Raw genomic sequence first — 24214 nt, 5'->3', positions numbered from 1 at the left:
TATATATCCTACTTAAAATTATATATATTTTAACTACTGCCCTTATCCGGAATATTATTTCGTTTCCTATGTTCTGCAAGAGCTTCGCGGTCTGGTTCCACATGACCTTTTGATATAGTCATACCAATATATCGCGAAACATACTCCTTAAATATTTGTCTATGATCATTTCTTTTCTGAACACATACTCTAAAATTATCATCCAATGAAAAATAGCCCAATTCAAATGCTTTATCATGAATAGGACATAAACACAAACCATTAGAAGTATCTCCACGCTTCTCACTATTATCAGCCCATCTGGCAATATGAGAGGCAACCAAAAAATCTCTGTCTGAAATCTTACATTCAGGAAAACAACAATGATTATTATAATTATTTTTCACATTAGCTGAAAAACGTGCATGACCAACTCGCATTTTTATTTGTCTCATAGCCACAGATGTCGGCACAGACAAATCAATTGATGATGTTTCCACGTTAAATGTATCAGTGTCATCTAAAATAATAGACAATAACTTTTCATCTACTTCAGACAGGTATCCCCCATTTAAACATTGTAGTCTATTCGATTGTATTGTATAAAATATATTTCGTGGCTTGGCCTTCTGCTCATAATATCTTTTAAAATCTATTTTCTTATCCTTGAATAACTGATATAGGTTAATAGATTGGTTGAATTTCATAAAATCGCTTAAAAAAGCTCTATAGAAACTCTTACAATAACCCCAACTTCCGGGAATAGGTGGACGTTCTAATGTTTTGTGACCATCCGTCTTAGCAATCGAATATCCAACAAATTTTGCTCTTTGCCCCTTTCCTCTAAGATGTAAAACAATATCTCCAGTCTTTACTTTATTTACATTATTCCAGAATAGCCATGATTTATCCTGACCTTCACTCTTCTTATACGTTGGAGCCCAAATACATTTTGTAAAACCCCACTCCTCGCCTCCATGCTCTTCATCACGACTCATTTCGATCCACATCCTCACTTATCGTCACCACCTTTTGTTAACTTTACCTATATATATTATGTTGATGCACCTTATTAAAGTATTATATTTTCTATGTGAAATTTATTATTAAATTTTTGTAAATAAAAGGATCTGATAAGTAATTCGATTTTTACCAAATTCTTTGTATTACTATCTTTTCCGCTCCAACAACACAACCGTCTCAACATGCACCGTCCCCGGAAACATATCCACACATCCAGCTCTCTCAACTTCATACCCAGCCTCCCGAAAGATCTCCAAATCCCTCGCCAGACTGGTCGGCTTACAGCTGATATAAACCATCTTCTCCACTCCAAAGTCAATGATCTTCTGTATGGCTTTCGGATGTATCCCATCCCGGGGCGGATCCAGCACAATAAAGTCCGGCTTATCTTCCAGCTCATCGATCACTTTCAGCACATCCCCCGCAATAAACTCGCAGTTATCAAGACCATTGAAACCGGCATTTTCTCTGGCAGCCTCCACAGCTTCCTCAACGATTTCCACACCGACAACCTTCTTAGCCACCGGTGCCAGCATCTGGGCAATGGTTCCTGTACCGCTGTATAAATCAAAGATGACTTTATCTTTAGTCTCTCCCACATACTCCCTGGCAGTTTCATACAGCACTTCTGCCCCCAGAGAATTGGTCTGGAAGAAAGAAAACGGTGAAATCTTAAATTTCAGCCCGAGAATCTCCTCATAGAAAAAGTCTTCTCCATAGACAATCTCCATCTGATCTGCCTGCACTACATCAGCAAGGCTGTCATTAACTGTATGAAGGATCCCTCTGATCCTTCCATGAAGAGGCAGAGAAATCATTTTTTCAGCCAGAGACTTCATATCAATATTTCCCTGAGAAGATGTCACAATATTAACCAGAAGATCCCCCTTTGCCTCAGAACGGCGGATAACCAAATGCCTTAAATAACCTTCATGGCTCATCTTGTGGTAGAAGTCACATCCCAAGCCAGAAAAATAATTTAATACACAGGACACCAGCAAATTATAATCATTATCCACAATTTTGCATTCTGTGATGTTGACAATATCGTGAAATGTATTCTTTTTGTGCATGCCAAGAGCCAGAGGACCGCCTTTGACCTCATCTCCAAAAGAAAACTCCATCTTATTGCGGTACTCCCAGTGCTTTGGACTGCCTTTGATCCCTTCCCACACTTCATCAGAGACATAGTCCTTTAACAGTTCACGCACCTGTCCCTCCTTGATCTTCAGCTGGTTTTCATAAGAAACAGTCTGGTAAAAGCATCCTCCGCACTGACCAAAATGGGGACATTGCGGAACTGCGTCTTCCAGCTCTGATGGTTCCAGCACGTCCACAAGCCTTAGAACTGCCTTTCCCTTTCTCAGCTTTGTAACTTGTCCCATAATTTTTTGGCCGGAGATTACGCCTTTGACGGATACCTCCCGGTCCTCAAATAAAAAACTTCCCTTATTCGGAAACTCCGTCTGTTGAATAAATCCTTCTACAAAATCCTTTTTCTTCATCCTTTGACCTCTAATCTATCCCCATCTGCACTGAGTGTATGCCGGTCTTTGCGGCAGCTGTGCTTTTGGGGTATTTTATTTTCTGTATACGACGAAAAAACTGCCTGTGCCATTGACACTCGGACAGCCTCGCTGTTACTTACAGTATTCATGCCACAAACAGTTTTTTCGTGTTAAATGTTCAGTTCTCTGAAATGCTCTTTATAATATCCATGGGCATAATGGGCTTCTCCCATATCATCAATCTCCATCAGAAGAAATGTCGGCTTTCTGCCGGCCTGTCTCGGATAAGATATGCTGCCCGGATTTAAGATCGTCATATCGTCTCCGATCTCTATAAACGGCACATGGGTGTGACCGTACATAATGACGTCAACGTCATGCATTTCTCCATATTCCCGCAGATAATCCACCCCGGAATTCACATAGTATGGATGTCCGTGGGTTACCCAGATGCGGTATCCCTCTGCCTCTATGGTCTGCTCACTGGGAAGATCCAGGTAATAATCATTATTTCCCGCCACCATGACGACCGGGCATCCGGCAATATCACGAATATACTGGTCACCGCGCTCCACATCGCCGCAGTGGATCAGCATGTCGATCTCGCCAACCTGCTCCAATACCCCTTTTACATCGTCATTTCGACCATGAGAGTCACTGATTACTAAAATTCTCACAAGATAACCTCCCTAAAGAATGTCTTTGATTTTTCTCAATGCTTCTCCGCGATGACTTAATCGGTTTTTCTCTTCACTGTCAAGTTCTGCACTGTATCTGCCTATTTCCGGCAGAAAGAAAATCGGATCATAACCGAATCCATTCTCTCCTTTAATCTCATACCCTATGATACCTTCCATGGTACCACGACTTGTCCTTATTTGTCCATTCGGAAATGCTGCTGCAATCACACAGACAAACCTGGCTGTCCTTTCGCCTTCCGGCACTCCGTCCATCCGGTCCAGAATCTTCTGGTTCTTAATAGAATACGGTGTATCTTCCCCCATATATCTGGCAGAGTATACACCCGGCTCCTTATTCAATGCATCGATCTCCAGTCCGGAGTCGTCAGCGAGCGTAATCTCTCCTGTAAGTTCCATAACAGCCTTTGCCTTGATAACCGCATTTTCTTCAAACGTGGTTCCGTCTTCGATGATTTCCGCGTCCACCCCTGCTTCCTTCATGGACACAATCTCATATCCCGTGTCTGCAAGGATTTCCCTGATTTCTTTCATTTTGCCCTGATTTCCGGTTGCAAATATTATTCTCTTCTTCATATTTTATCTCCTGGGCGGTTTTGGTCCGAGATACTGACAAAACTCAGCACGAATCATTCCGTTATATACCTTTCTTACCTTCGTGGCTTTTCCAATGTAATTCTGGGCATCTTCGTAAGATGTAATCACGTATTTGGACCAGGTGTCCATCTTCTTAAAAATGTCCCCAATTTGGCGGTAGAGATCTGGTAGGGCCTCTTTTTCTTCAAGGCGCTCACCGTATGGCGGGTTGGTTATGATAAAACCGTATGGTTTTGGATGGCTGAAGTCTTTTATCTCCCTCTGCTGGAAATGGATCAGGTGATCCACCTCGGCGCTGGCCGCATTTTCTCTGGCAAGCTTCAGCACCTTTGCATCCTTGTCATATCCCTGCAGATCCATGGAAACATCCAGATCCATGAGATCTCCTGCTTCATCAGCCGCTTCATACCATGTTTTTTTCGGTAGAAAATTTGTCCATGCTTCTGCCTGAAAGGAACGGTTCATGCCCGGAGCAATGCCGGCTCCCATCATAGCAGCTTCTATTAAAAAAGTACCGCTGCCGCAGAATGGATCCACCAATATGCGGTCCTTTTTCCACGGAGTCAGCATGATCAGAGCCGCCGCAAGGGTCTCTCTGATCGGAGCTTCACTGGTCAGAGTCCGGTATCCCCGTTTGTGCAGCGGTGTACCGCTTGTATCCAGGCTTACCGTCACCTCATCCTTTAAAATGAACACACGCACCGGATATTCATCTCCTGTTTCAGGAAACCACGAAACCTTATATTTCTTTTTTAACCGCTCAACCATAGCTTTTTTTACGATGGACTGGATATCAGGGGCGCTGAACAGCTTGCTTTTTGCTGTAGAGGCCTTTTTGACCCAGAACTTTCCGTCTCCCGGGATATAATTTTCCCAGGCAAGCTCTGCTGTCCTGTCAAACAGCTGCTCAAAGGTTGCTGCCTGAAAGGCACCAACCTTGAGCAGCACCCGTTCGGCTGTCCTCAAAAACATATTGGCTCTGGCGATTCCATTTAAGTCTGCCGAAAATGTGACTCTTCCGTCCTCGACTTTTGTAATCTCGTATCCTAAATCTTGTATTTCTCTTTTTAATACTGCCTCCAGGCCGAAATGGCATGGGGCAATTAACTCTATCTTATTCATGTTTCTCCTTTGCACCATAATACCCATTCTACAATTTTAGGCCTAGGGATGTCAACTCTCCGCGGTAATAATAAATCCCGCCTACAATATTATAAACTTCATAGCCCTCCCCTGCCAGGTGCCTGGCAGCCAGCATGCTCTGGCCGCCGAAGTCACAGTACACAATAATTTTCTTGTCCCTGTAGGAGTCATCCTTAATCACCCCGTAGGGCATGTTGACGGCTTCTTTCAGGTGTCCCTGCTCATATCTATACGGTTCCCTTACATCGAACATTACATAATCGTCCTGCTTTGCCAGGTCGATTCCTTCCTGAAGAGTTATATTTATAAATTCCATTTTAAAATACTTTCCCTTTTATAATTTAGAATATGCAGAAACGTGAAAAGACGTCCAAAGAAATTTTCTTTGGACGTCTTTCCCATTCCTTCTTCTAATGACTAACGGTTAGAAGAATTTTTGCTGCTGTTCTGGCTGCTGTTCTGAGATTTGTTCTGGTTTTTGCTCTGAGATTTGTTCTGAGACCTGTTCTGGCTGTTGCTCTCGTTTGAACTGTTATTGTTGTTGCTGTTGCTGCTTTCGTTTGAATAATTTTTTGACATGATAAATTCTCCTTTCTGTTGGTTACACAAATATTGTCTGCAAAAGAGAAAAAAATATTCTTGTAAGATTTACAAATCGGGAACATAAATTTTTTGTATAAAATATAATTTTATTTTGATTTTAAATTTATTATTGCTTTTTTACGAAGTATACTTTATAATTTTATTTGTAGAAGGTATTCATTATATATTTCTACTATATAACCCCTTATTAATTTATTTATACTCCCCTCAAAAAGGCCAGATTTCCCTATCTGGCCTTTTTACCTGTCTAAAAAGCTGCTGTATAAACAGCAGCTTCACTATTTTACCGTAATTCTATTGCCTGCCGGATCCTGTCTCTGACCTCTTTCGCTATCTCTGTTGTTTTCATATTTTTATATTCTTCATAAGGGAGCGGTTTTAAAAAATGTACCTGAACGGTAACCGGCTTGATTGTATTTGAATCAAACGGCATAAAAGCATTTACAAGAGCCACCGGAACAATCGGGCATTTTGCCTTGACGGCAGCCTTAAAACTGCCTCCCTTGAATGTCTGTACTTCATTGCCGTTTTTGGAGCGGGTCCCTTCTGCAAATATAAGATAATTTCTCCCCTGCTTTACTTCGTTTGCCACATTGATGATTACCTGCATAGCCTGGCGTACATCATCCCGGTCGATCGTATATGCTTTCATACAGGCAAATACCTGTTTTAAAAACTGGATATTGGCCACCTCTTTTTTGGCTACCACAGAAAACGGCCTGGGACACGCCTCGGCAACGGCCAGTACATCATACAGTCCCTGATGGTTGGGGAAAAATATAAAACCGTCTTGTTCCGGAATATTTTCTTGTCCGTAAATTTCAATTGTAACATTTCCGCCCTTGTTCGCCCGGGCTGTAATAAACTTCAGCAGGGCGAACCGCTTTTCTTCCGGATACTTATCCACATGGGCGGCATAATAGCATAACTTGATCCACATAAAAGGCACCAGAAATATATTTCTGAATACCATAAGCAATATTCTCTTCATAAATTTATGACTCTTTTCATCCCTCTGTTATGACTGCACTATTGACTCTTACTTCTTTTGCCCTTCTCTGGTAATATCCAATGGATAAAAGAGAGAATACAATCAGAATTCCTATGAATACAAGAACTTCCGCTGTAATTCCTCCTCCGATCATCAGTGTGTTCCGAAATGCATTGACACTGTATGTGAACGGCATAAACGGATGAATGATCTGATAAAATTTCGGTGACAGCTCGATTGGATACGTTCCTGCCGCACCTCCCAGCTGCAGTACCATAAATACCAGTACAATAAAACTTCCCACCTTATCAAGCCAAAGATTAAAGAAGGTGATCACAGCCATAAATGTCATGGAAACTAAGACTGCCATGAAAAAAGTAGTCAGCAGTTCTTTTGGTTCCAGTCCGTTGATAAGCATCAGCATAATGACCATAACCACTGCCTGCACAGCCGCCACTGCCGCCATGACAGAGGCCTTTGAAAGCCACCAGCCGAACCCGCTCCTTACCTCTCCGTCATGTTCTTTCAGCGGGAACATAAGGCAGAATGCAATACAGGCTACATACAGAGCCACAGACATCATATAAGGTGCCATGGCATGGCCGTTATTTTGTACACGGGACATCTGAGAGTGTTCTGTTTTTACCGGAGACGCAAACATATCAACGGTATTCTTTGAATCCTTCACTTTCCCGGCCTCTTTGGCGCCATCGGTAAGTTTTGTCTTGAGAGTCCTGCTTCCGTCTTTCAGGCCGGCAATTCCTCCTCCCACCGTTTTAGATCCGTCTGCCAGCTTTTCTGCCCCGCTGCTGATCTGTTTTGCCCCTGATGACAGCTGTCCGCTTCCATTTAGCAATGCCTGGCTGCTGCCGGTGAGCTGGCTGGTTCCTTTGCAAAGACTTAAGGTACCGTTTTTCAGATCCGCCATACCCTGGAATAAATCCGGCAGTTTTCCCGTCATCTGACCGGCGCCTTTGTCCAGTGCCGATGCCCCCGTTTTCAGTTCTGCGGATTTGCTGTCCAGCTGTTTTAATCCGCCGTTCACCTGAGCCACACCCTGCGTGTAAGCTTTTACTCCTTCTTTCAGTCCGCTGTTTCCGTCCACTTTGGACTTCATTTGTCCTGTTCCCTGGTAAACTGCCTGCATTCCCTGGATCAGTCCCATATCCTTAGGTTTTGTTCCTGTTTTGTCCAGGTTTGTTTTCACTTCCCCCAGACCGGAAGATAAAGAGCTGATCGTTTGGGATCCGTTTCTGAGAAGATATGCGATTTTCTGTGTCTGGCCTGCCCCTGAAGCCTTTGTGCTGCTTTCTGCTGATGCAGAGCTTTTGACTTTTGCCGCTTTATCTTCTATGGTTTTTGCATCTGAAGAAATTGAGTCCGCACTTTTTTCCAGGCCGGATATGAGGCTTTGCTGTTCTTCCTGGCTCAGTTTCCGGAAACCGGAGGAATTTTTTAAATCCGCAATCTGCTGCCGCAGTTCATTGGCATCTGCTGTCAGATTGGAAGTTTCCTTTGACAGTTCTCCGGCATTCTTTCCTGTCTGTGCAGTTTCGGCGCCGGATGCTGCCTGCGGATCCAGCTGATCGGCGGCCTCCTTCATTCCTGCCGCCAGCTGTTTTGCCTGCTGCTGTTTTTCCGGGGTCAGTGATTTCCCAAGTTCTGAGGACATAGTCTTCAGCCCGGCAAGAACACTGCCGCTTCCGGATTCCAGAGTCTCAATCCCCTCAGAAAGCGCCCGTACACCGCTGTTCAGCGTACTGCTGTTTTTCCCGAGTTCACTGCTGCCCGCATATACATTACCTACTCCGTCCGTATAATCTGTAACTCCGTTTTTTAATGTGCCGGTTCCATTTTTTAAATCCTTGGCACCGGATTTCAGGGATTCTGCCCCCTTTGACAGTCTGCCTGCTCCTTTATCTAACTTTTCGGCTCCCTGATCCGCCAAATCCACGCCATCTGTGTATTTTTTTAATCCCACTTGAAGAGAATCAGCTCCATTTTTAAAAGTCAGAGAACTTGAAGCCAATGTGTTCAGATTCTTCGTAATAGTGTTATTTCCTTTTGAAAGCTTCCTTGCACCGCTGTTTATCTGCCCTGCTCCGTCTGCGGCCTGGCCAAAGCCTTTGGCAGCTGTCTTAACCTGCCGGAACATGGTTTCCGTATAGGTCTTGGTAACCTGGTCTGCTGTCTGGGTACGGATCGTATTCACTGCTGTCTCATCCATCTTGGATGCAATGTAGTTCGTCCCCGGATTGGTCCGGTACTGAAGTTCCATCTTTTTTGGATGGTCATCCAACAATGTGGATGCATTTTTTGAGAAATTCTCCGGTATCGTAATCACCATATAATATGTGCCGTTTCTAAGTTTTGAGGCCGCTTCTGTCTCATTTACAAAATGAAAATCCATGGAACCGGATTTCTTCAGGTTCTTAACCAGCTCCTTTCCCACTTCCATTTTAGTGCCGTTATAATTGATGGACTTATCGTTATTGACCACTGCCACCGGCAGATGCTCCGTCTCACCATACGGATCCCACATAGAACCTAAGAAAATCGTTGTATACAGCGTGGGAATCAGGATAATCGCGGCAAGCACCAGCATCATCCACTTGCTTTTTCGTATGTTCTGCCATTCTTTTTTCAGCATCTTACTTCCTTCTTTCTGAGTCTTATTTTTATGTCCTTCCTGCACCTTCTGTTTACAAAAGAATATTTTGTAGATATAATATATCCATGGATAATCTTTATCTACGGATACAGAGTATTATATTCACCTGTATTTTATTTGTCAACACCTCTTGAAAAAACGTCCCAATAGCGGGTACAATGATTCATAATAAGGAGGATTTATTCATATGAAAATCAAAGGAAGCCTGGAACAGGCAGTGTGTATCCTGCTGTTCATTGCCCATACTCCGGGCCACGCACCTGTGAAAAGCTATACACTGAGTGAGCGGCTGGGATTATCTGATTCCTATTTAAAAAAGATTATGCGGCAGCTGGTTGTCTCAGAATTGGTAGATTCTGAATCCGGCAAAAATGGCGGCTTTATATTAAAAAAAGCCCCGGAAAACATCAGTCTCCTGGATGTTTTCGAGGCTATTGAAGGTGATGGAAGCTTTTTGTCCACTACAAATCTGGTGGATAAAGTATTTCCGGACAAAAAAGAGCTTGCCCATGAAAAAGAGAGTCAGATCGTCTCTGTCTTTACTCAGGCCGAACAGGCGTACAAACGGCAGCTCTCACAATTTACACTGCAGCATGCGGTTGTAGAAAACCTGGCGGACTGGTGACATGCCCGCCATTTTTATTTTTTCTTCCATTTCGCATAGAGGGTATAGTTCACTCTCTTTCCCTTTGGTATGGATTTGATTCTCTTCTTATATTTTTTGGTTGTATACCAGCCTTTGAACCTGTAACCCTTACGGGACGGATTTTTAAGCGGTACTTTTATATTGTAGTAACTGATGATGTTTGCATTATGATTTTTTCCCTTATTCAGCTGATACTTGACTGTATATCCCTTTGTTTTTGCGCTGTACGCACCGTACGCTTTCTTACCGGCAGAATCCTTCCGGTAAGCCCGGATTCTGACATAATATACCGTATTCTTTTTCAGTCCGGTCACGGTCTTTCCGACAGACATTGTTTCCCATTTTTTCACAGAACCTTTGCTGAATCCTGCATTCGGCGAAACAGAGATTTCATACCCTTCGGCTCCGGATACCCTGGAATAACTCACAGTCAGGCTCTGACCCGCCGGATTCTTCATTGAAGTTAGTTTTGGCGCAGCAAGAGCTGCCTTCTGCCATTTGGCATACAATATATAATCTTTTTTCTGGGAGATTGTCTCCGCTTTCATCCTAAATCCGGCATCCGTATACCATCCGGCAAACAAATATCCTTCTTTTACCGGATCTCTCAGGCGGACCGGCGGATTTGCAAACTTTGAAGGATTATCCCTGTGATTCCGTCCCCCGTCAAGTATATACCGGACAGAATAGGTTCTGGCAGCAACGGTAACGATGCACTCTGCCTTGATGCCGCTGCCGTCATTGGCTTGTGCAGTCACTGCGGCACGCCCCTCAGACTTCGCTGTAATCCTTCCTGAGCTGGTGACCTCAACTGCCTTTGGGTTGGAACTGCTCCATTTTACAGTTCTGTCGGCTGTATTTTTGGGCAGCACATCTGCCTGCAAAGGAAAGCTTTCTCCAGGATACAGTGTCTTTTTTGTCTGGCTCAGCACAATTTGTTCTGCTTTCTGAACCGGCTTTGCTTTTACTGTAATCCGGCAGGATGCGGCTGCCCCGCTTCCGTCATCAGCCTCTGCTATGATATCTGCAGTCCCCGGCGATACAGCCGTAACATTTCCTTCTTCATCGACATCAGCGGCGGATGCATCCGAAGAAGTCCATTGGAATCCGCATTCCGCATTATTTGGCCAGGCTTTTGCTTTCAGCTGAAATTTCTCACCTATAACCAATTCTTTTTTATTTGTGCTTAACACAATACTTTGGGCTTTAATATGGTATGACAGCACCCCGCTGTACGAGACGTCACTGTCTGAGTACTCATCGGTACCGGAAACAGCCTGGACTGCAGCCCTGTACTCTCCTTTGCCGTATCTTATGAGTTCTTGAGAGCAGTCCATGCTTTCTGTACTGGTCTCTTTTTCCGTAAGGACCTCTTCATCTCCCTTCCAAACCGTCACCAGATACTTTTCTTCATTCGGTACTTTGTCCCATGTAAGCTTTCCTGTGCCCTTTGTGTCCCACACAATCTGCGTTGGGGACCCCAGCTGTACAGCAGCCTTCAGTGTACCAATGTATTTATCGCCGCTTTTACTCACCGGCATGATATACCCTTTGGTATTTTTAAGCCTGATTCTGGATACCTTCGTATTTTCAACAAAAGAATCTGCCGTCAGATAAATACCCTCTGTCACTGTTTCCTCTTTCGGAAGTACAGTCAATGAAATCTTTGGATCAAACTCACTCACATTAATCTGGCTTGCACTGGTGACCTTAAGATTTACCTGCTGCCCATCTGTCTCCAAACTCTCTGCCTGTATGCCGCCGTCCACGGTAATTGCATCTGCTCCGCCTAACAGCGTCACCCATCCGGAACTTTCGATGCCTCCTCCTACATATACTTCACCGTTATTCCAGATTTCCGGAGCAGCATCAATGTAGCCCCATCCGCTGATCTTTCCCTTGATGCTTCCATTATGCAGAACCAGAAAAGCTTCCTGATCCTCCCCTTTTATATTTCCATAAGTCCCGCTGTAAATATCAATCTGCTGTGCTGCGCTTCCTTCCCCGCCTATGCATCTGATGTCAGGAGGCGTCCCCTCCATGGAAAGATTATCTTCAAATACGGCAGATTCACCGTCTATCACAATGCCGTCCCGTCCGGCACATCCGGTAAAATCCATGTTCAGATTGTCGAACTGTGTGTATTGGCCGATTGTCAGCGGCTCATTAACTGTAAGCTTTGCAGGGGAAGAGCCCATGCCGGATACTGTAAGAGTATGCCCGGGCAGAGAAAGATTCAAAGCTTCACTGACTGTTGTATCTCCTGAAATAATCAACAAAATTTCAGCTTTTCCGGAGACTGCTGTATCCAAAGCTTTCTGTACTGAAGCAAATGCCTGGTCTGCTGACTCTCCGGTATTTCTGTCATCCCCTGCGGTTCCATCTATATAATACACACTCATCGTGTTTTTCGGCGCGGCATACCATCTTATTCCCGATTCTGTCTCCTCCATGCGCATTTCCCATGAATTCACGTCATTTTCAAATGTCAGCTTCCCGGCGGATTCTTTTGACCCCGAAACTACCTGGCCCCGGAACCATGGGGTGATGGTTCCTGTTCCGCTTAATTCTCCTTTGATATAAAGATCTGATTTTATATCCAGGCTGGCAGCTCCCTTCATGTCCAGATTCCCATTCAGTGTTGTTCCATTCTCTGCTGTCAGGGTAAGAATTGACTGAAGCGTTATATTTTTGACATTAAACAGATTATAGGTATCAAAAGGCGCGCAGATATTCATCCATTCAATATTCTGAGCTGCTTCTCTCAGCTTCTGTCTGGAGTAAATATTTACAACAGATGCAGTATCCAGGCGGTCTGTCAAAGCATTGTCCCTGACCGTAATTTCAGATCCCTCCAGTACTTTTGCTCCGCCTTTCCCATATCCGTAAATTCCGGCAAATCTGCCGCCTCCTACGTCAATCTTTGCCCTCCTTCCTGAAATTTCTGTTCCGTCAGGACTCCCCGCATAAATGTAAGCCTTCTGATTATCATTTTCATTGACATAACACTGAACAGAATCTGTCATTTTCAGCGAGTAGCCATTTACAAAGAAACATCTTGCATCCGCATCAGTGGCCGTGGTTTCCAGTCTGATCCGGTCAAACTTCAAATCACTTCCCATAGTTATTCCATAGCGCAGAGTCAAAAAAACACTCTCATCCTCTCCCTGTATGGTCACTGCTTTTCCTGCTGGTGTTGTAAACCCTGCCTGATCTACATAATAACCGAGAATGACAATGGTTCCTCCATCTGCCACACTGTCAAATGCATCTTTCATATCGTGCAGCGGTTTCTCCTTTGTACTTCCGTCTCCTGACGGATAAGTACCCGATGTTGTCAGATATACAGTCTGAAGTCCTGTCAGTTTCGGCGTATTCTCTGCCGCAGATACCCTGTTTTCAGGAATCACTGTGCAAAACACCATAATAAATAAAAGTATCCAGGAAATTATATATTTTACTTTTTTATTCTTCATCTCAATCCCTCTCAAACAATACAGATCTTATTGACTCCCCATTAACAGGCACTTTGTGCGCATCTGAAATAAAAAATGCACTGCATTCTCAAAAAGAGACGCAATGCATATAAACTGCAGCTGGCTGTCATAATCAACAAAATCTTAGACCCTTTAGCTTTGCGTCACAGGTTTTCACCTGCTTTGCCCGGTATATAATTCAATCTTTACTTTTTTAGTATAATTCATTAGGGAAAGAATGGCAATGCAAAAGATACATGAATGCTGTATTCATATATCCTCATTCTCTGTTCACAACAGCAATCCCGCCGCACACAAGAAGAATGGATGCAATATTTACGGCAGTAAAGACATTTTCTTTTAAAAGCAGCCCTGAAAGCAATGTCCCGAATACCGGTATCAGAAGATTATAAATGGAAATAGAACTGACCGGATAATGGGACAGCAGCCAGGTCCAGACGCTGAATGCAACCGCTGAAAGAACGGCCATATAAAGGAGCAGCATTAGTCCGCTGCTTTGGAATGCCAAAGTACCGTGGCCAGCATATCCAAAAATCAGGAGCAGGGTTCCTCCAAGCAGCAGCTGATAGCCTGCGATCAGCATCACATTCATAGTCTGTGCCAGCTTTTTGCTGTAAATGGAGGCCAGGCTCTGTGACAGCGCAGCCAATACTATAAATCCTTCTCCGTTCCATGCGAATCCTCCGAGGCTTCCTCCCTGCAGGTTGATCAGAACAATACCGGAAAGACCCACGGCACATCCCAAGATTTTTTTCACTGTAAGTCGGTCACTTTTAAAGAAAAAAGGTGCCAAAACCACCGGAAAGAACGCTGTAAACGAGTTGATGATGGACCCCTTTGCTCCTGTTGTATGAGCCAGGCCCACATAAAAGAAATAGTACTGGACTGCTGTCTGAAGAATACCAAGGGCCAGAAGCTGTTTGAATGTCCCCTTCTTTGGCACCGGCTTTTGTCTGGTCTGGGCACCCAATACTGCCAGAACCATAACCCCTGCAGCAGCAAAACGAATCCCCGCAAACAGCAGTTTGCTTCCGATATCATCTCCCTGAATCTGAAAGATTTCATAACCTAATTTAACACTTGGGAAAGCACTCCCCCATAAAAAAGTGGCAAGCACCGCAAGGGCTGCCATCATTGATCTGTTCTTTGTTTTCATATCTTCCTCCGCTTCTTGTTCTTTCTTCATTCTACCATGATTTACATACAAATTAAGAACCATTTTCATTTGTATTTATTTTTATACATTTTAACTTTTTATTGACAATGGGGCTTCAAGGAGTATAATGGGAACCAATCAAGAACAACGGCGTTCCGATCCCAGGATTGGAATGCCTTTTTTTGTTTAATAATCAAGAGGAGGAATTATATTATGATGAAGAAAGTTGTTGTAGTCATCAAACCTGAAAAGCTTACAGATGTAAAACATATTCTGGAAGCGCATAAGGTTTCCGGACTTATGATCTCCAATATCATGGGATATGGAAATCAGAAAGGATTTACCCAGAAATACAGAGGAAATGAATTGAATTCAAATCTTCTTCCCAAGATCAAAGTGGAATCTGTAATGCCGGAGGAGATTGTGGATGCAGTGACAAAAGATATTGTGAACACAGTCCGCACCGGGGAGTTCGGAGACGGCAAAATTTTTATTTCTCCGGTGGAAGAGGCGATCCGGATCCGTACCGGCGAGACCGGGAAGGATGCTTTGTGATCCAAACGGTGAAAGTATGAAAACTATAAAATATTTCAATCATTATCAAAGGGGATAATGCAGTCAGGCAGTTGCAGCCAAAGTTGCAGTTGCTGAGACAGGCATTATCCCTTTTCTATTTAAAGGAGGATATGAATATGGACGTACAGCAGTTATTAAATATTGTATGGACTTGTATTGCGGCTTTCCTTGTCTTTTTTATGCAGGCAGGATTTGCAATGGTAGAGACAGGTTTTACAAGAGCGAAAAACTCAAGCAACATTATTATGAAAAACTTAATGGACTTTGTCCTTGGGACCCTTTGTTTCTTCGTCATCGGATTTGCACTGATGTTCGGAGGTGACAATCCGATCGTCGGAACCACAGGTTTCTTTAACCCGACATCGATTGATTTACAGCAGTTTAAAGATCTGACGCCCGGTGTTTTTATGATCTTCCAGACTGTATTCTGTGCCACAGCCGCCACAATTGTTTCCGGCGCCATGGCAGAGCGTACAAAGTTTTCTTCTTATTTGATTTACAGTGCACTGATCAGCCTGGTCATTTATCCGATCACCGGACACTGGATCTGGGGCGGCGGATGGCTTTCCAATTTAGGCTTCCATGATTTTGCAGGATCCACTGCAGTCCATTCTGTCGGCGGATGGCTGGCACTTGTAGGTGCTGCCACAGTTGGTCCCCGTATCGGTAAATACAAAGCAGACGGAACTCCAAGAGCGATTCCTGCCCATAACATTGCACTCGGTGCTCTCGGGGTCTTTATCTTATGGTTCTGCTGGTTCGGATTCAACTGCGGTTCCACAACGGCTGCTACTGATACCCTTGGCTCTATTGCCATGACAACAAACCTGGCTGCCGCTGCATCTACTTTGGTTGCCCTGATTATCACATGGGTGCGCTATGGCAAACCTGATGTTTCCATGACATTAAACGGCTCTCTTGCCGGCCTTGTCGGTATCACAGCCGGATGTGACGTAGTATCAAACTACGGAGCCATCGCTATCGGAGCTATCTGCGGAGTTGTGGTAGTCGCTGTGATTGAACTTCTGGATAAAAAAGCGAAGATCGATGATCCGGTCGGTGCCTGCGGGGTTCATCTGGCATGCGGAGTTGTAGGCACCCTGCTGACAGCATTCTTTGCAACCGGCGATTCTCTAAAGCTTCTCGATATTACCCGCGGGGCATTTATTAAAGCACAGTTCATCGGAGTTTTTGCTGTTGCTGCTTATTGTGTTGTAGGCGGCCTTGTGATCTTCCAGGGACTGAAACACACCATTGGTCTCCGGGCATCTAAGGAAGAAGAACTTACAGGTATGGATATATCAGAACATGGTATCTCCGGATATGCTGATTTCTCTCTGAAAAGTGATCACTAATTAATTTAATATATCCGGGATCCTCTCTCCCGTTTATATAAAAGACTGAAATTTGACTAGTTCTTACTCTCCTGCTGACTAATCTTTGACAGAACAGATACACTTCTTGGCAGCTTTTATAAAATATATTTGTTTAAAACAACAAAAATCCCTGAGATTTCCTCAGGGATTTTTGCTGTACAACTTGCAATGGAATAAAGTGGGCATGCCCGCCTCATCCTGCACGAAGTGCTTTTTCTTTCATGGGACGCACTTTTCCTAATCGGATAGAGGGATGGTTATTCCCTCTTCCACATCACCTTGCATACTGTTCAGTACCAAGGCGGTCTACTATGATTGTTTTGGTTAATACAGCGTTCAGCATTACCGCTGCGTAAGATGGTGTCAAGCAGGTCATCCGTCCAAAAGTCTGTGTTGGTGTCAGGGTTCCCGGTACTATGACCTCGGCTGGTTAGAACGTGCGCCCGCCGGGCGCACTGAATTAAAAAAAGTGCTCCTTCCGGAACACTTTTTCTTCTCTGTTCTATATGTGGTAAACTATCTATTCTTTAGGTTTTTTCTCTGTAAGTCCCATTATCATCAGCTGGTAGCTCACCAGATATCCCACCATAATCCATACAATCCCTGTAAAAAAGGAAATTCCGGCGGTAAGTCCAATGGTGCCGATAAGCTCACACGGCACTCTTGCGTAAATTGACATCTGAAAGATCTTTCCGAATGCCATTGGCTGGTTTCTGGTCTTCATATTCAAAGATACCAGCCAGGAGACCAGCAGGCAATAAAACAGATACTGCAGAAGTATTCCCCCGTAAACAAACAGCAGTGCAATAAATGTCATAAAATAGATGAGCGGAAGAAGATTCGCCAAATCCCGGTTGGTAAAGGAGGCGTTCTTCATTGTATTAAAATTCTTCGTGATGGTCTGTCCCATAACGGAAGTCTTAATGGCCATATTATTCTTTGAAAAATGAATCTCATCTGTATATTTTTCATCGAAATCATCTGTTCCCACTTTTTTTTTCCCTGAATCTGCGGAAATATGCAGCCCTCCCAGATTAAAATCCACCGCATGGTCCAGAGTAAGCTGTCCGTTCTTCAGTTCAAAGGCCGGCAGCCGGTTCATGACAAAGTTCTCAGGGCCTCCTACGCTCACTGCAAATCCTGCCAAGTCCATCACAGGTCCCAGCAGAGTGATAACGAGTCCCAAAAGCAATGTAAATATTGCTACCTTCCATTTTTTCAGGTTCAGCAGCTTTTTATACTGCCTCGGTTTGGTGCAGGCTATACGAAGCTGCTCCCAAACACTTATTTTTTCTGTACTTTGCATTCTTAATTTTCCTCGTAAATGATACTCTTCAACAATTCCTCTTTTGCCTCTGTTCCCTGCAGAATCTCCACAAGTTTTCCGGCAAACGCAATGGCAGTTCCCATGCCTCTGCTGGTGATGATCCTGCCGTCCACAACAACCGGCTCTGTAACATACTCCGCTTTGCCAAGCCCGTCCTCTTGTCCCGGGTAGCAGGTCGCTCTTTTCCCGTCCAAGAATCCATACTGTCCGAGCACGGTCGGAGCTGCACAGATCGCTGCCAGATATTTTCCATTATCATACGCCTTTTTCAGCAGCTTCGCAAGTCCCTGGTGCTCTCTCAGCGCAATGGTGCCCGGCATTCCTCCCGGCAGCACATACATTGCTCCTTCCGGCTCCAGCACTTCGTGGAACATGCAGTCTGCCTCCACCTCGATATGATGAGAACCAGTGATAGCTTTTGACGGCCCTGCTGAAACCATAATGACTTCAATCCCGGCCCGGCGCAGCATATCAACCACAGTCAGTCCTTCAATCTCTTCAAATCCATCTGCTAAAAACACAAATACTTTATTCATAAGTTCATCGTCCTTTCTTTATCTGTTCAAAACGAAAACACTCTTTCATTACTACTTTATGTAATACGAGCAGGCATATTAAGTTTGGTATTGCCATCAGCCCGTTCATTGTGTCCGAAAAATTCCATACCAGCTGCAGCGGCACGGTAGCTCCTACAAAGATAACACAGGAATAAACAATCCGGTATAATTTAATGTAAGATGTCTTTTTCACCAGATATTCCAGTGCCTTCTCACCGTAATACTCCCATCCGATGATGGTTGAAAATGCAAACATAACAATGCCCAGTCCCACGCATAGCTCTCCTGCCGGTCCAAGGGCTTTCTCAAACGCCTTCATCGTAAGCGCTGCCCCGGTGATCAGCCTGCCGTGGGAATCTACACTTCCCAGCACTCCCGAAGATGCCACAATCAGGCCTGTGACACTGCATACGACAAGCGTATCAAAAAAAGTGCCCGTCATGTTAATATAACCCTGTTTGGACGGATGGTCAGTTTTTGCAGCTGCCGCTACAATAGGTGCAGATCCAAGTCCGGCCTCATTTGAAAAAATACCTCTGGCGATTCCCCATCTCATAGAAGAAAATAACCCTGCCACAATGGTTCCGCCTACACCTCCCGCCACAGCCTTGGGAGACAGTCCCATTTTAAAGATCATTGCGATTCCCTGTCCCAGATTTGCCCTGTTTATATAAATAACAGCAATCCCCATTATAAAATAGAAAACTGCCATCTTGGGCACAAAGAACCCGCATACCTTGCCTATGCTTTTAATTCCGCCGATCAGAATGGAAAGGGCCAGCAGTGCAATCACGGCTCCTGTCAGCCAATGGGGTGTTCCCCACAATCCTTTCATGGACTCAGCAATAGAATTGGCCTGGGTCATATTTCCGATGCCAAAGGATGCAAATACAGTGAACAAGGCAAAGAAAAAGGCCAGTATAAGTCCGATCCACTTGATCTTAAAACCATTTTTCATGGCGTACATAGGACCGCCGCACATTTCTCCGTTCTCATTGATCTCCCGGTACTTCACCGCCAAAACACTCTCTGCATATTTAGTGGAAAGCCCGAATAAGGCACTGATCCACATCCACAAGAAAGCTCCCGGGCCGCCCATAACCATGGCAGTGCTGACACCAACGATATTCCCCGTTCCGATCGTAGCAGCCAGGGCTGTCATCAATGACTGGAATCCGGATATATCCCCGTCCTGTACTCCGCTCTTATCCTTAACAAAAACCATCTTTAAGGCATAAGGCAGATTTCTCCATGGAAGAAATTTCAGGCGTATGGTTAAAAAAATACCTGTCCCCATCAGAAGTACAAGCATGACAGGTCCCCATACAAAATCATTGATCGCTTTCATAAACTACCTCCCTGTAAATCTTCCCGGCTAAAGCATAGAAAGACCCTATTTAACTACTTTAAAGAAAAAGAGATAAAAAGTCAACGCCGGACAGCTTTTTTCATTGACTTTTCATAAATGAATCGTTACAATAGTAAATGTGTTTTGCGGGTCTGTAGTTAAATGGATATAACAGCCCCCTCCTAAGGGGCCGTTGTGGGTTCGATTCCCGCCAGGCCTATTTGCTTATAAGTTCCGCTTTGCGGGACTTTTTTTATTATTGCATAGGAAATTCCTTCAGAATCCCCTATGCAATAATAAAGCACTCCGTGTAGGATGCACACAAATGCGCAGAGAAATTATTTGCCTGTGGCAAATCGCATTTGGCGCGCAAAGTGAACAAGCCCCTCAAAGAATGAGGGATTTGGTGAGATAAGGCGGCATGCCCACTTTGTTCTTTAGCCAAACCTTTAAACAGCCTAAATCATCATATGCAGACAGGCCGGAAGAAATGCATCTGCATAACACCGGAAAAGCGAGGACACACTAGAATTAAGAAAGAATATACTGTTTATAAAGAAAAGAGGAAAAGCATGAAGAAAGTTCTTGAATTTGATGCAGTTATTTTAAAAAAGCCGGGTATGGACGCTGCATATATAGAGATACCTTTTGATATAAAAGAATTATTCGGTAAATCACGGCTGCCGGTACATGCAGTTTTTGACGGTGAGCCCTATGACGGACAAGTTGTAAGAATGGGAACTCCATGCCATATAATCGGTGTCCGAAAAGACATCCGGCAAAAAATCGGCAAACAGCCGGGAGATCAAATTCATGTAACGCTTGAAGAACGAAAAAATGCCCGATGACAGCATTCAGGAGGATAAAAATGATAGACGCAATATCAAACAGACGCAGTATCCGGAAATTCAAACAAAAGGAAGTGCCCTGCCATTTAATAGAAGAAATCATACGGTCCGGAATACAGGCCCCGTCCTCTAAAAACAGACAGCCCTGGAGATTCACCGTTGTCTCAGGAGATTCAAAAGCCGGCATGCTGTCTGCCATGGAGCAGGGATTACAAAGAGAAGAAACCGCTCCCCTGCTGCCGCACAGCAGTGCTCACCTGAACGGAGCCCGCTGTACACTGGAGATCATGCGCAAGGCCCCGGTGACCATCTTCATAACAAACGCTTTAGGTCTTGACCTGTCACTGCCCCTGACAGAGGAAGACCGCATTGCTGAACTCTGCAATGCCCAGTCTATTGGGGCTGCAGTTCAAAATATGACTCTCACCGCTGCTGACTTAGGATTAGGAAGCCTATGGATATGCGATATTTTCTTTGCCTATGAAGAACTGACCGAATGGCTTCACACAAAAGATCAGTTATTTGCCGCACTCACAATAGGCTATGCGGATGAAGCCCCTGATGCCAGGCCGAGAAATGAACTTCACAAGATAACAAAGTGGAGAAATTAATTGCTGCACCAGCCCTTTTATTACCGGCTGGTGTTTTTTATTGCATAGAAAAGCACTCCGTGCAGGAAGCGCACAAAAGAACAGCAAGAATGATGAAAACCTGTCTGCCAAATACAAGTATAATCAAGTCCAGTGAAAGGAGGAAAAAATGCATCACCACAAACTTGAAAAAATAGAAGCGGTTATTGACTATATTGAACTTCATCTGTCCGAAAAACTGGATCTGGATATCATCTCCAACGCCGTACATTATTCAAAGTATCATCTTCATCGGATATTCACTGATAACGTCGGCCTGACAGTACATGACTATCTTCAAAGACGCCGGCTGACAGAAGCCGCAAAGCTGCTGGTTTTTTCTAAACAGCCGATCCTTGACATTGCACTGAAGGCAGGATATGAAAGCCAGCAGGCCTTTTCAAATATTTTTACGGCAATGTACAAAACATCTCCGGGTAAATACAGAGAAAATGAAAAATTTTATCCGCTTCAGCTTAAATATGATTTTGGAGGCAGTTATCATATGCTGAACAGCAAAGAAAAGTTCCAATGGAATGTCACATTAGCAGCAGAGGAAGACATCCCCTGCTGGATGGATCTGGTACGGCTTGTCATTGACGGGTTCCCCCATCTGCATGAGGATGAATACAAAACTGTTCTGCAGCAGCGAATCTGCTCCGGTCAGGCACTGATCTTAAAAGACGGAATTACTGCTGTCGGCATCATGCTTTTTTCTTATGAGACCGGAAGCATTGATTTCATGGGTGTTCACCCGCTTTACAGAAAAATGGGAATTCCAAAAGCCTTTCTTCAAAAAGTAATGACAGAATTATTGACAGACAAAGAGATCAGTATCACCACATACCGGGAGGGGGATAAAGCCGACACGGGCCACCGCAGAGAAATCCAAAGTCTGGGATTTGCGGAAGCCGAGTTTCTGGTTGAGTTTGGCTATCCCACACAGCGGTTTATTCTGCGCAAGGAGGAAACCGATCATGAAAAATAAAGAAAAACTGTTTCCAGATGAACTTAAACACCTTGCTTTTATTCAATCGAAACTTGAGCAGGCCATTCATGAAGCCCGGGAATCTGTAGACCGGCTGGACCGGCAATATACAGATGCCCGAAATTATATGTCTGAATCCCGGGGAGAGATCGATCCCCATGAAATGTTTCAAAATGAGCTGCTTCTAAAGCAGACGGATCACACCGGCGCTTTTGCATCTGAGGTCTGCAGCAGGCTGAGAAGCCTCAAAGATTCTCCCTATTTTGCACGGATTGATTTTTGTGAAAAGGGAAACAGCCATGCCGAAACATATTATATCGGACGTTTTTCTTTCCGTCATGGATATGAGCTTCTGATTCTTGACTGGCGCGCTCCCATATCGGGTATGTTTTATGATTATGAGACCGGACCGGCAGGATTTGACGCCCCGTCCGGCAGAATCGAAGGAACGCTTACAAAAAAACGGCAGTTCAGCATTAAATACGGAGTCCTGGAGTATACGCTTGAAACATCCGCAGCGATTCAGGATGACGTACTTCAGAAAGAACTGAGCCATACTTCCAGTGAAAAGATGAAAACGATTATCTCAACGATCCAGAAGGAACAAAATCAGATTATTCGGGATGAGCATACTGAAACATTGATTATTCAGGGAGCTGCTGGTTCAGGCAAAACTTCCATCGCCCTGCACCGCATTGCGTTTCTTCTCTACCGTTTTAAAGACCGGCTGAATTCCAGAAATGTAACGATCCTTTCCCCCAATAAAGTTTTCGGAGATTATATTTCAAACGTTATTCCCGAACTGGGGGAGGAACCGATCTATGAGCTTGATTTTTCGGATCTTGCCGAAATCCAGCTGGGGCAGACCATAGAATTTGAGCCGGAAAAAGATCCCCTGGAGTGCCGTGATGAGGCCTATGCCCAAAGAGTCCGGTATAAATCCACGCTGGATTTTCTGAAACTTATGGATAAGTATATATGTGAGATGCAGGAGACGATCTTTGTTCCTGACACGATTTCTTTCGGAAATCTTACCGCAGAAAAGGAATGGATTTTGAAGCGGTTCCACGCATACATAAAACATCCCGTAAAACAGCGGCTTAAAATGACAGCAGATGATATTCATGACCGCTTTCAGACTGACGGCATCATGGAGGATGAACTTCCCGGAACAAACCAGATCTATAAAAAGCTCACTTCTATGCTTTTATTTAAAAGTCCATTGGCGCTTTATAAAAACTTTTATAAAAAAATGAAAATTCCTGAAATGCTTGTTTTCCCCGGAAAAAAGACGTTAGAGTGGGCCGATGTCTATCCATTTTTATACCTTTCGGCTGCGTATGAAGGATTAACTGCAAGTAACATCACAAAACACCTTGTCATTGACGAGATGCAGGATTATACCCCGATCCAGTACGCTGTAATCAATTTTTTGTTTCCGTGCCAAAAAACAATATTAGGAGATTTTGCGCAGTCTGTTCATCCCCATCATCTGCACACCCTGAATGATATACGGCAGGTTTATAAAGATGCAGAATTTACAGAGCTTAATAAAAGTTACCGTTCCACATTTGAGATTATGAGTTTTGCCAAAAGTATTCAAAACAACTGTACATTGGTACCGGTCGAACGTCATGGCGAAAAACCTGCTGTAACTGCGTGTGATAATGAATCGGATAAAATCTGTAAGCTAAAAAAAGCATTGCAGAAGTTTCAGGAAACTAAAAATGTTTCTCTTGGAATTATACTCAAAACAGCCTCCGATGCGGCAGCGCTCTATGAACTTCTTTCCAAAGAGTTTCCGGTTCATCTGATTACGCCGGAAAGTACCAGCTTTCAGCACGGAATTTCTGTTACTTCCGTACAGATGTCCAAGGGGCTGGAGTTTGACGAAGTCCTTATTCCGGATGCCGGCAGCTGTACTTATAAAACTGAATATGACAGAAATCTGCTGTACATTGCCTGCACAAGGGCTATGCACAGGCTGACCCTTCTTCATACAAAAAAGATGTCCCGTTTTGTGGAGCGTGCTTTGCACCACATTCTATGATAT

At 44.1% G+C, this 24214-nt stretch carries 21 protein-coding genes, 1 tRNA gene and 1 riboswitch; of the genes, 8 read left to right on the top strand and 14 right to left on the bottom strand.

Annotated features, from left to right (window positions below; translation table 11 throughout):
• Positions 1–29: 29 nt before the first annotated feature.
• From KH180_RS14410 to KH180_RS14370, 9 genes are all read right to left on the bottom strand, one after another.
• Complete coding sequence (locus tag KH180_RS14410; protein ID WP_290761509.1) at positions 30–977, bottom strand: HNH endonuclease; 948 nt, start codon at positions 975–977, stop codon at positions 30–32.
• A gap of 171 nt (positions 978–1148) precedes the next feature.
• Complete coding sequence (rlmD, locus tag KH180_RS14405) at positions 1149–2507, bottom strand: 23S rRNA (uracil(1939)-C(5))-methyltransferase RlmD (RefSeq protein WP_290761507.1); 1359 nt, start codon at positions 2505–2507, stop codon at positions 1149–1151.
• Between the two features lie 173 nt (positions 2508–2680).
• Entirely contained in the window at positions 2681–3187 is a 507-nt protein-coding gene (locus KH180_RS14400) for a metallophosphoesterase family protein (RefSeq protein WP_290761505.1), read from the bottom strand.
• A gap of 12 nt (positions 3188–3199) precedes the next feature.
• Complete coding sequence (locus KH180_RS14395; protein ID WP_290761503.1) at positions 3200–3784, bottom strand: XTP/dITP diphosphatase; 585 nt, start codon at positions 3782–3784, stop codon at positions 3200–3202.
• Between the two features lie 3 nt (positions 3785–3787).
• Entirely contained in the window at positions 3788–4927 is a 1140-nt protein-coding gene (locus KH180_RS14390) for a THUMP domain-containing class I SAM-dependent RNA methyltransferase (RefSeq protein ID WP_290761501.1), read from the bottom strand.
• 28 nt (positions 4928–4955) lie between these two features.
• On the bottom strand, positions 4956–5264 hold the full coding sequence (locus KH180_RS14385; protein ID WP_290761499.1) for a rhodanese-like domain-containing protein: 309 nt from the start codon (positions 5262–5264) through the stop codon (positions 4956–4958).
• A gap of 101 nt (positions 5265–5365) precedes the next feature.
• Positions 5366–5527, bottom strand: coding sequence for a hypothetical protein (locus KH180_RS14380; RefSeq protein WP_290761497.1), 162 nt, complete (start codon positions 5525–5527; stop codon positions 5366–5368).
• 307 nt (positions 5528–5834) lie between these two features.
• Entirely contained in the window at positions 5835–6542 is a 708-nt protein-coding gene (locus KH180_RS14375; protein WP_290761495.1) for a lysophospholipid acyltransferase family protein, read from the bottom strand.
• A 16-nt stretch (positions 6543–6558) separates the two neighbouring features.
• Positions 6559–9192, bottom strand: coding sequence for a YhgE/Pip domain-containing protein (locus KH180_RS14370; RefSeq protein WP_290761493.1), 2634 nt, complete (start codon positions 9190–9192; stop codon positions 6559–6561).
• Between the two features lie 208 nt (positions 9193–9400).
• Between KH180_RS14370 and KH180_RS14365 the strand changes: the two genes are divergently transcribed.
• On the top strand, positions 9401–9838 hold the full coding sequence (locus KH180_RS14365; RefSeq protein ID WP_290761491.1) for an RrF2 family transcriptional regulator: 438 nt from the start codon (positions 9401–9403) through the stop codon (positions 9836–9838).
• Positions 9839–9852: 14 nt separating this feature from the next.
• On the opposite strand, the gene KH180_RS14360 is transcribed toward KH180_RS14365, so the two are convergent.
• Together KH180_RS14360 and KH180_RS14355 are read right to left on the bottom strand one after the other, a co-directional pair.
• Positions 9853–13335 carry an Ig-like domain-containing protein gene (locus KH180_RS14360; protein ID WP_290761489.1) on the bottom strand — a complete coding sequence of 1161 codons (3483 nt, stop codon included), beginning with the start codon at positions 13333–13335 and terminating at the stop codon, positions 9853–9855.
• A 112-nt stretch (positions 13336–13447) separates the two neighbouring features.
• Positions 13448–13533: riboswitch (cyclic di-GMP riboswitch) on the bottom strand.
• A gap of 82 nt (positions 13534–13615) precedes the next feature.
• Entirely contained in the window at positions 13616–14512 is an 897-nt protein-coding gene (locus tag KH180_RS14355; RefSeq protein WP_290761488.1) for a DMT family transporter, read from the bottom strand.
• A gap of 216 nt (positions 14513–14728) precedes the next feature.
• On the opposite strand from KH180_RS14355, the gene KH180_RS14350 reads away from it, so the two are divergent.
• Positions 14729–15067 carry a P-II family nitrogen regulator gene (locus tag KH180_RS14350; protein WP_290761532.1) on the top strand — a complete coding sequence of 113 codons (339 nt, stop codon included), beginning with the start codon at positions 14729–14731 and terminating at the stop codon, positions 15065–15067.
• Between the two features lie 137 nt (positions 15068–15204).
• Positions 15205–16443, top strand: coding sequence for an ammonium transporter (locus KH180_RS14345; protein WP_290761487.1), 1239 nt, complete (start codon positions 15205–15207; stop codon positions 16441–16443).
• 541 nt (positions 16444–16984) lie between these two features.
• On the opposite strand, the gene KH180_RS14340 is transcribed toward KH180_RS14345, so the two are convergent.
• From KH180_RS14340 to KH180_RS14330, 3 genes are read right to left on the bottom strand one after another with little or no spacing between them, the layout of a single operon-like run.
• On the bottom strand, positions 16985–17770 hold the full coding sequence (locus tag KH180_RS14340; protein WP_290761486.1) for a DUF1189 family protein: 786 nt from the start codon (positions 17768–17770) through the stop codon (positions 16985–16987).
• Between the two features lie 2 nt (positions 17771–17772).
• Positions 17773–18327, bottom strand: a complete 555-nt coding sequence (locus tag KH180_RS14335) for a DJ-1 family glyoxalase III (RefSeq protein WP_290761485.1) — start codon at positions 18325–18327, stop codon at positions 17773–17775.
• 4 nt (positions 18328–18331) lie between these two features.
• Entirely contained in the window at positions 18332–19696 is a 1365-nt protein-coding gene (locus tag KH180_RS14330) for an alanine/glycine:cation symporter family protein (RefSeq protein ID WP_290761484.1), read from the bottom strand.
• A gap of 148 nt (positions 19697–19844) precedes the next feature.
• On the opposite strand from KH180_RS14330, the gene KH180_RS14325 reads away from it, so the two are divergent.
• The 5 genes from KH180_RS14325 to KH180_RS14305 all read left to right on the top strand — a co-directional run bounded on the left by KH180_RS14325 (position 19845) and on the right by KH180_RS14305 (position 24211).
• Positions 19845–19916 (top strand) — tRNA-Arg (locus KH180_RS14325).
• A gap of 352 nt (positions 19917–20268) precedes the next feature.
• A complete protein-coding gene (locus tag KH180_RS14320; RefSeq protein WP_290761483.1) occupies positions 20269–20544 on the top strand; it encodes a DUF1905 domain-containing protein in 276 nt (91 codons plus the stop codon).
• A 20-nt stretch (positions 20545–20564) separates the two neighbouring features.
• The gene (locus KH180_RS14315) at positions 20565–21155 is read left to right on the top strand and encodes a nitroreductase family protein (RefSeq protein ID WP_290761482.1); all 591 of its coding nucleotides are present in this window, start codon (positions 20565–20567) and stop codon (positions 21153–21155) included.
• 148 nt (positions 21156–21303) lie between these two features.
• A complete protein-coding gene (locus tag KH180_RS14310) occupies positions 21304–22161 on the top strand; it encodes a helix-turn-helix domain-containing protein (protein WP_290761480.1) in 858 nt (285 codons plus the stop codon).
• Positions 22151–24211 carry a HelD family protein gene (locus tag KH180_RS14305; RefSeq protein ID WP_290761478.1) on the top strand — a complete coding sequence of 687 codons (2061 nt, stop codon included), beginning with the start codon at positions 22151–22153 and terminating at the stop codon, positions 24209–24211. Before KH180_RS14310 ends, KH180_RS14305 begins: the two co-directional genes overlap by 11 nt.
• The last annotated feature ends 3 nt before the right edge of the window (positions 24212–24214 follow it).

The organism is Anaerostipes sp., from assembly GCF_018381315.1.
Taxonomy (GTDB): Bacteria; Bacillota; Clostridia; order Lachnospirales; family Lachnospiraceae; genus Anaerostipes.
Note: the sequence above shows the minus strand (reverse complement) of the source record. Positions and strands in the feature narration are given on the sequence as shown.

What these genes read in the sequence shown, in the direction of transcription:
- KH180_RS14410 (WP_290761509.1), bottom strand. Translation starts at nt 977, where the DNA reads ATGAGTCGTGATGAAGAGCATGGAGGCGAGGAGTGGGGTTTTACAAAA.
- rlmD (WP_290761507.1), bottom strand. Translation starts at nt 2,507, where the DNA reads ATGAAGAAAAAGGATTTTGTAGAAGGATTTATTCAACAGACGGAGTTT.
- KH180_RS14395 (WP_290761503.1), bottom strand. Translation starts at nt 3,784, where the DNA reads ATGAAGAAGAGAATAATATTTGCAACCGGAAATCAGGGCAAAATGAAA.
- KH180_RS14390 (WP_290761501.1), bottom strand. Translation starts at nt 4,927, where the DNA reads ATGAATAAGATAGAGTTAATTGCCCCATGCCATTTCGGCCTGGAGGCA.
- KH180_RS14385 (WP_290761499.1), bottom strand. Translation starts at nt 5,264, where the DNA reads ATGGAATTTATAAATATAACTCTTCAGGAAGGAATCGACCTGGCAAAG.
- KH180_RS14380 (WP_290761497.1), bottom strand. Translation starts at nt 5,527, where the DNA reads ATGTCAAAAAATTATTCAAACGAAAGCAGCAACAGCAACAACAATAAC.
- KH180_RS14375 (WP_290761495.1), bottom strand. Translation starts at nt 6,542, where the DNA reads ATGAAGAGAATATTGCTTATGGTATTCAGAAATATATTTCTGGTGCCT.
- KH180_RS14370 (WP_290761493.1), bottom strand. Translation starts at nt 9,192, where the DNA reads ATGCTGAAAAAAGAATGGCAGAACATACGAAAAAGCAAGTGGATGATG.
- KH180_RS14365 (WP_290761491.1), top strand. Translation starts at nt 9,401, where the DNA reads ATGAAAATCAAAGGAAGCCTGGAACAGGCAGTGTGTATCCTGCTGTTC.
- KH180_RS14360 (WP_290761489.1), bottom strand. Translation starts at nt 13,335, where the DNA reads ATGAAGAATAAAAAAGTAAAATATATAATTTCCTGGATACTTTTATTT.
- KH180_RS14355 (WP_290761488.1), bottom strand. Translation starts at nt 14,512, where the DNA reads ATGAAAACAAAGAACAGATCAATGATGGCAGCCCTTGCGGTGCTTGCC.
- KH180_RS14350 (WP_290761532.1), top strand. Translation starts at nt 14,729, where the DNA reads ATGAAGAAAGTTGTTGTAGTCATCAAACCTGAAAAGCTTACAGATGTA.
- KH180_RS14345 (WP_290761487.1), top strand. Translation starts at nt 15,205, where the DNA reads ATGGACGTACAGCAGTTATTAAATATTGTATGGACTTGTATTGCGGCT.
- KH180_RS14340 (WP_290761486.1), bottom strand. Translation starts at nt 17,770, where the DNA reads ATGCAAAGTACAGAAAAAATAAGTGTTTGGGAGCAGCTTCGTATAGCC.
- KH180_RS14335 (WP_290761485.1), bottom strand. Translation starts at nt 18,327, where the DNA reads ATGAATAAAGTATTTGTGTTTTTAGCAGATGGATTTGAAGAGATTGAA.
- KH180_RS14330 (WP_290761484.1), bottom strand. Translation starts at nt 19,696, where the DNA reads ATGAAAGCGATCAATGATTTTGTATGGGGACCTGTCATGCTTGTACTT.
- KH180_RS14320 (WP_290761483.1), top strand. Translation starts at nt 20,269, where the DNA reads ATGAAGAAAGTTCTTGAATTTGATGCAGTTATTTTAAAAAAGCCGGGT.
- KH180_RS14315 (WP_290761482.1), top strand. Translation starts at nt 20,565, where the DNA reads ATGATAGACGCAATATCAAACAGACGCAGTATCCGGAAATTCAAACAA.
- KH180_RS14310 (WP_290761480.1), top strand. Translation starts at nt 21,304, where the DNA reads ATGCATCACCACAAACTTGAAAAAATAGAAGCGGTTATTGACTATATT.
- KH180_RS14305 (WP_290761478.1), top strand. Translation starts at nt 22,151, where the DNA reads ATGAAAAATAAAGAAAAACTGTTTCCAGATGAACTTAAACACCTTGCT.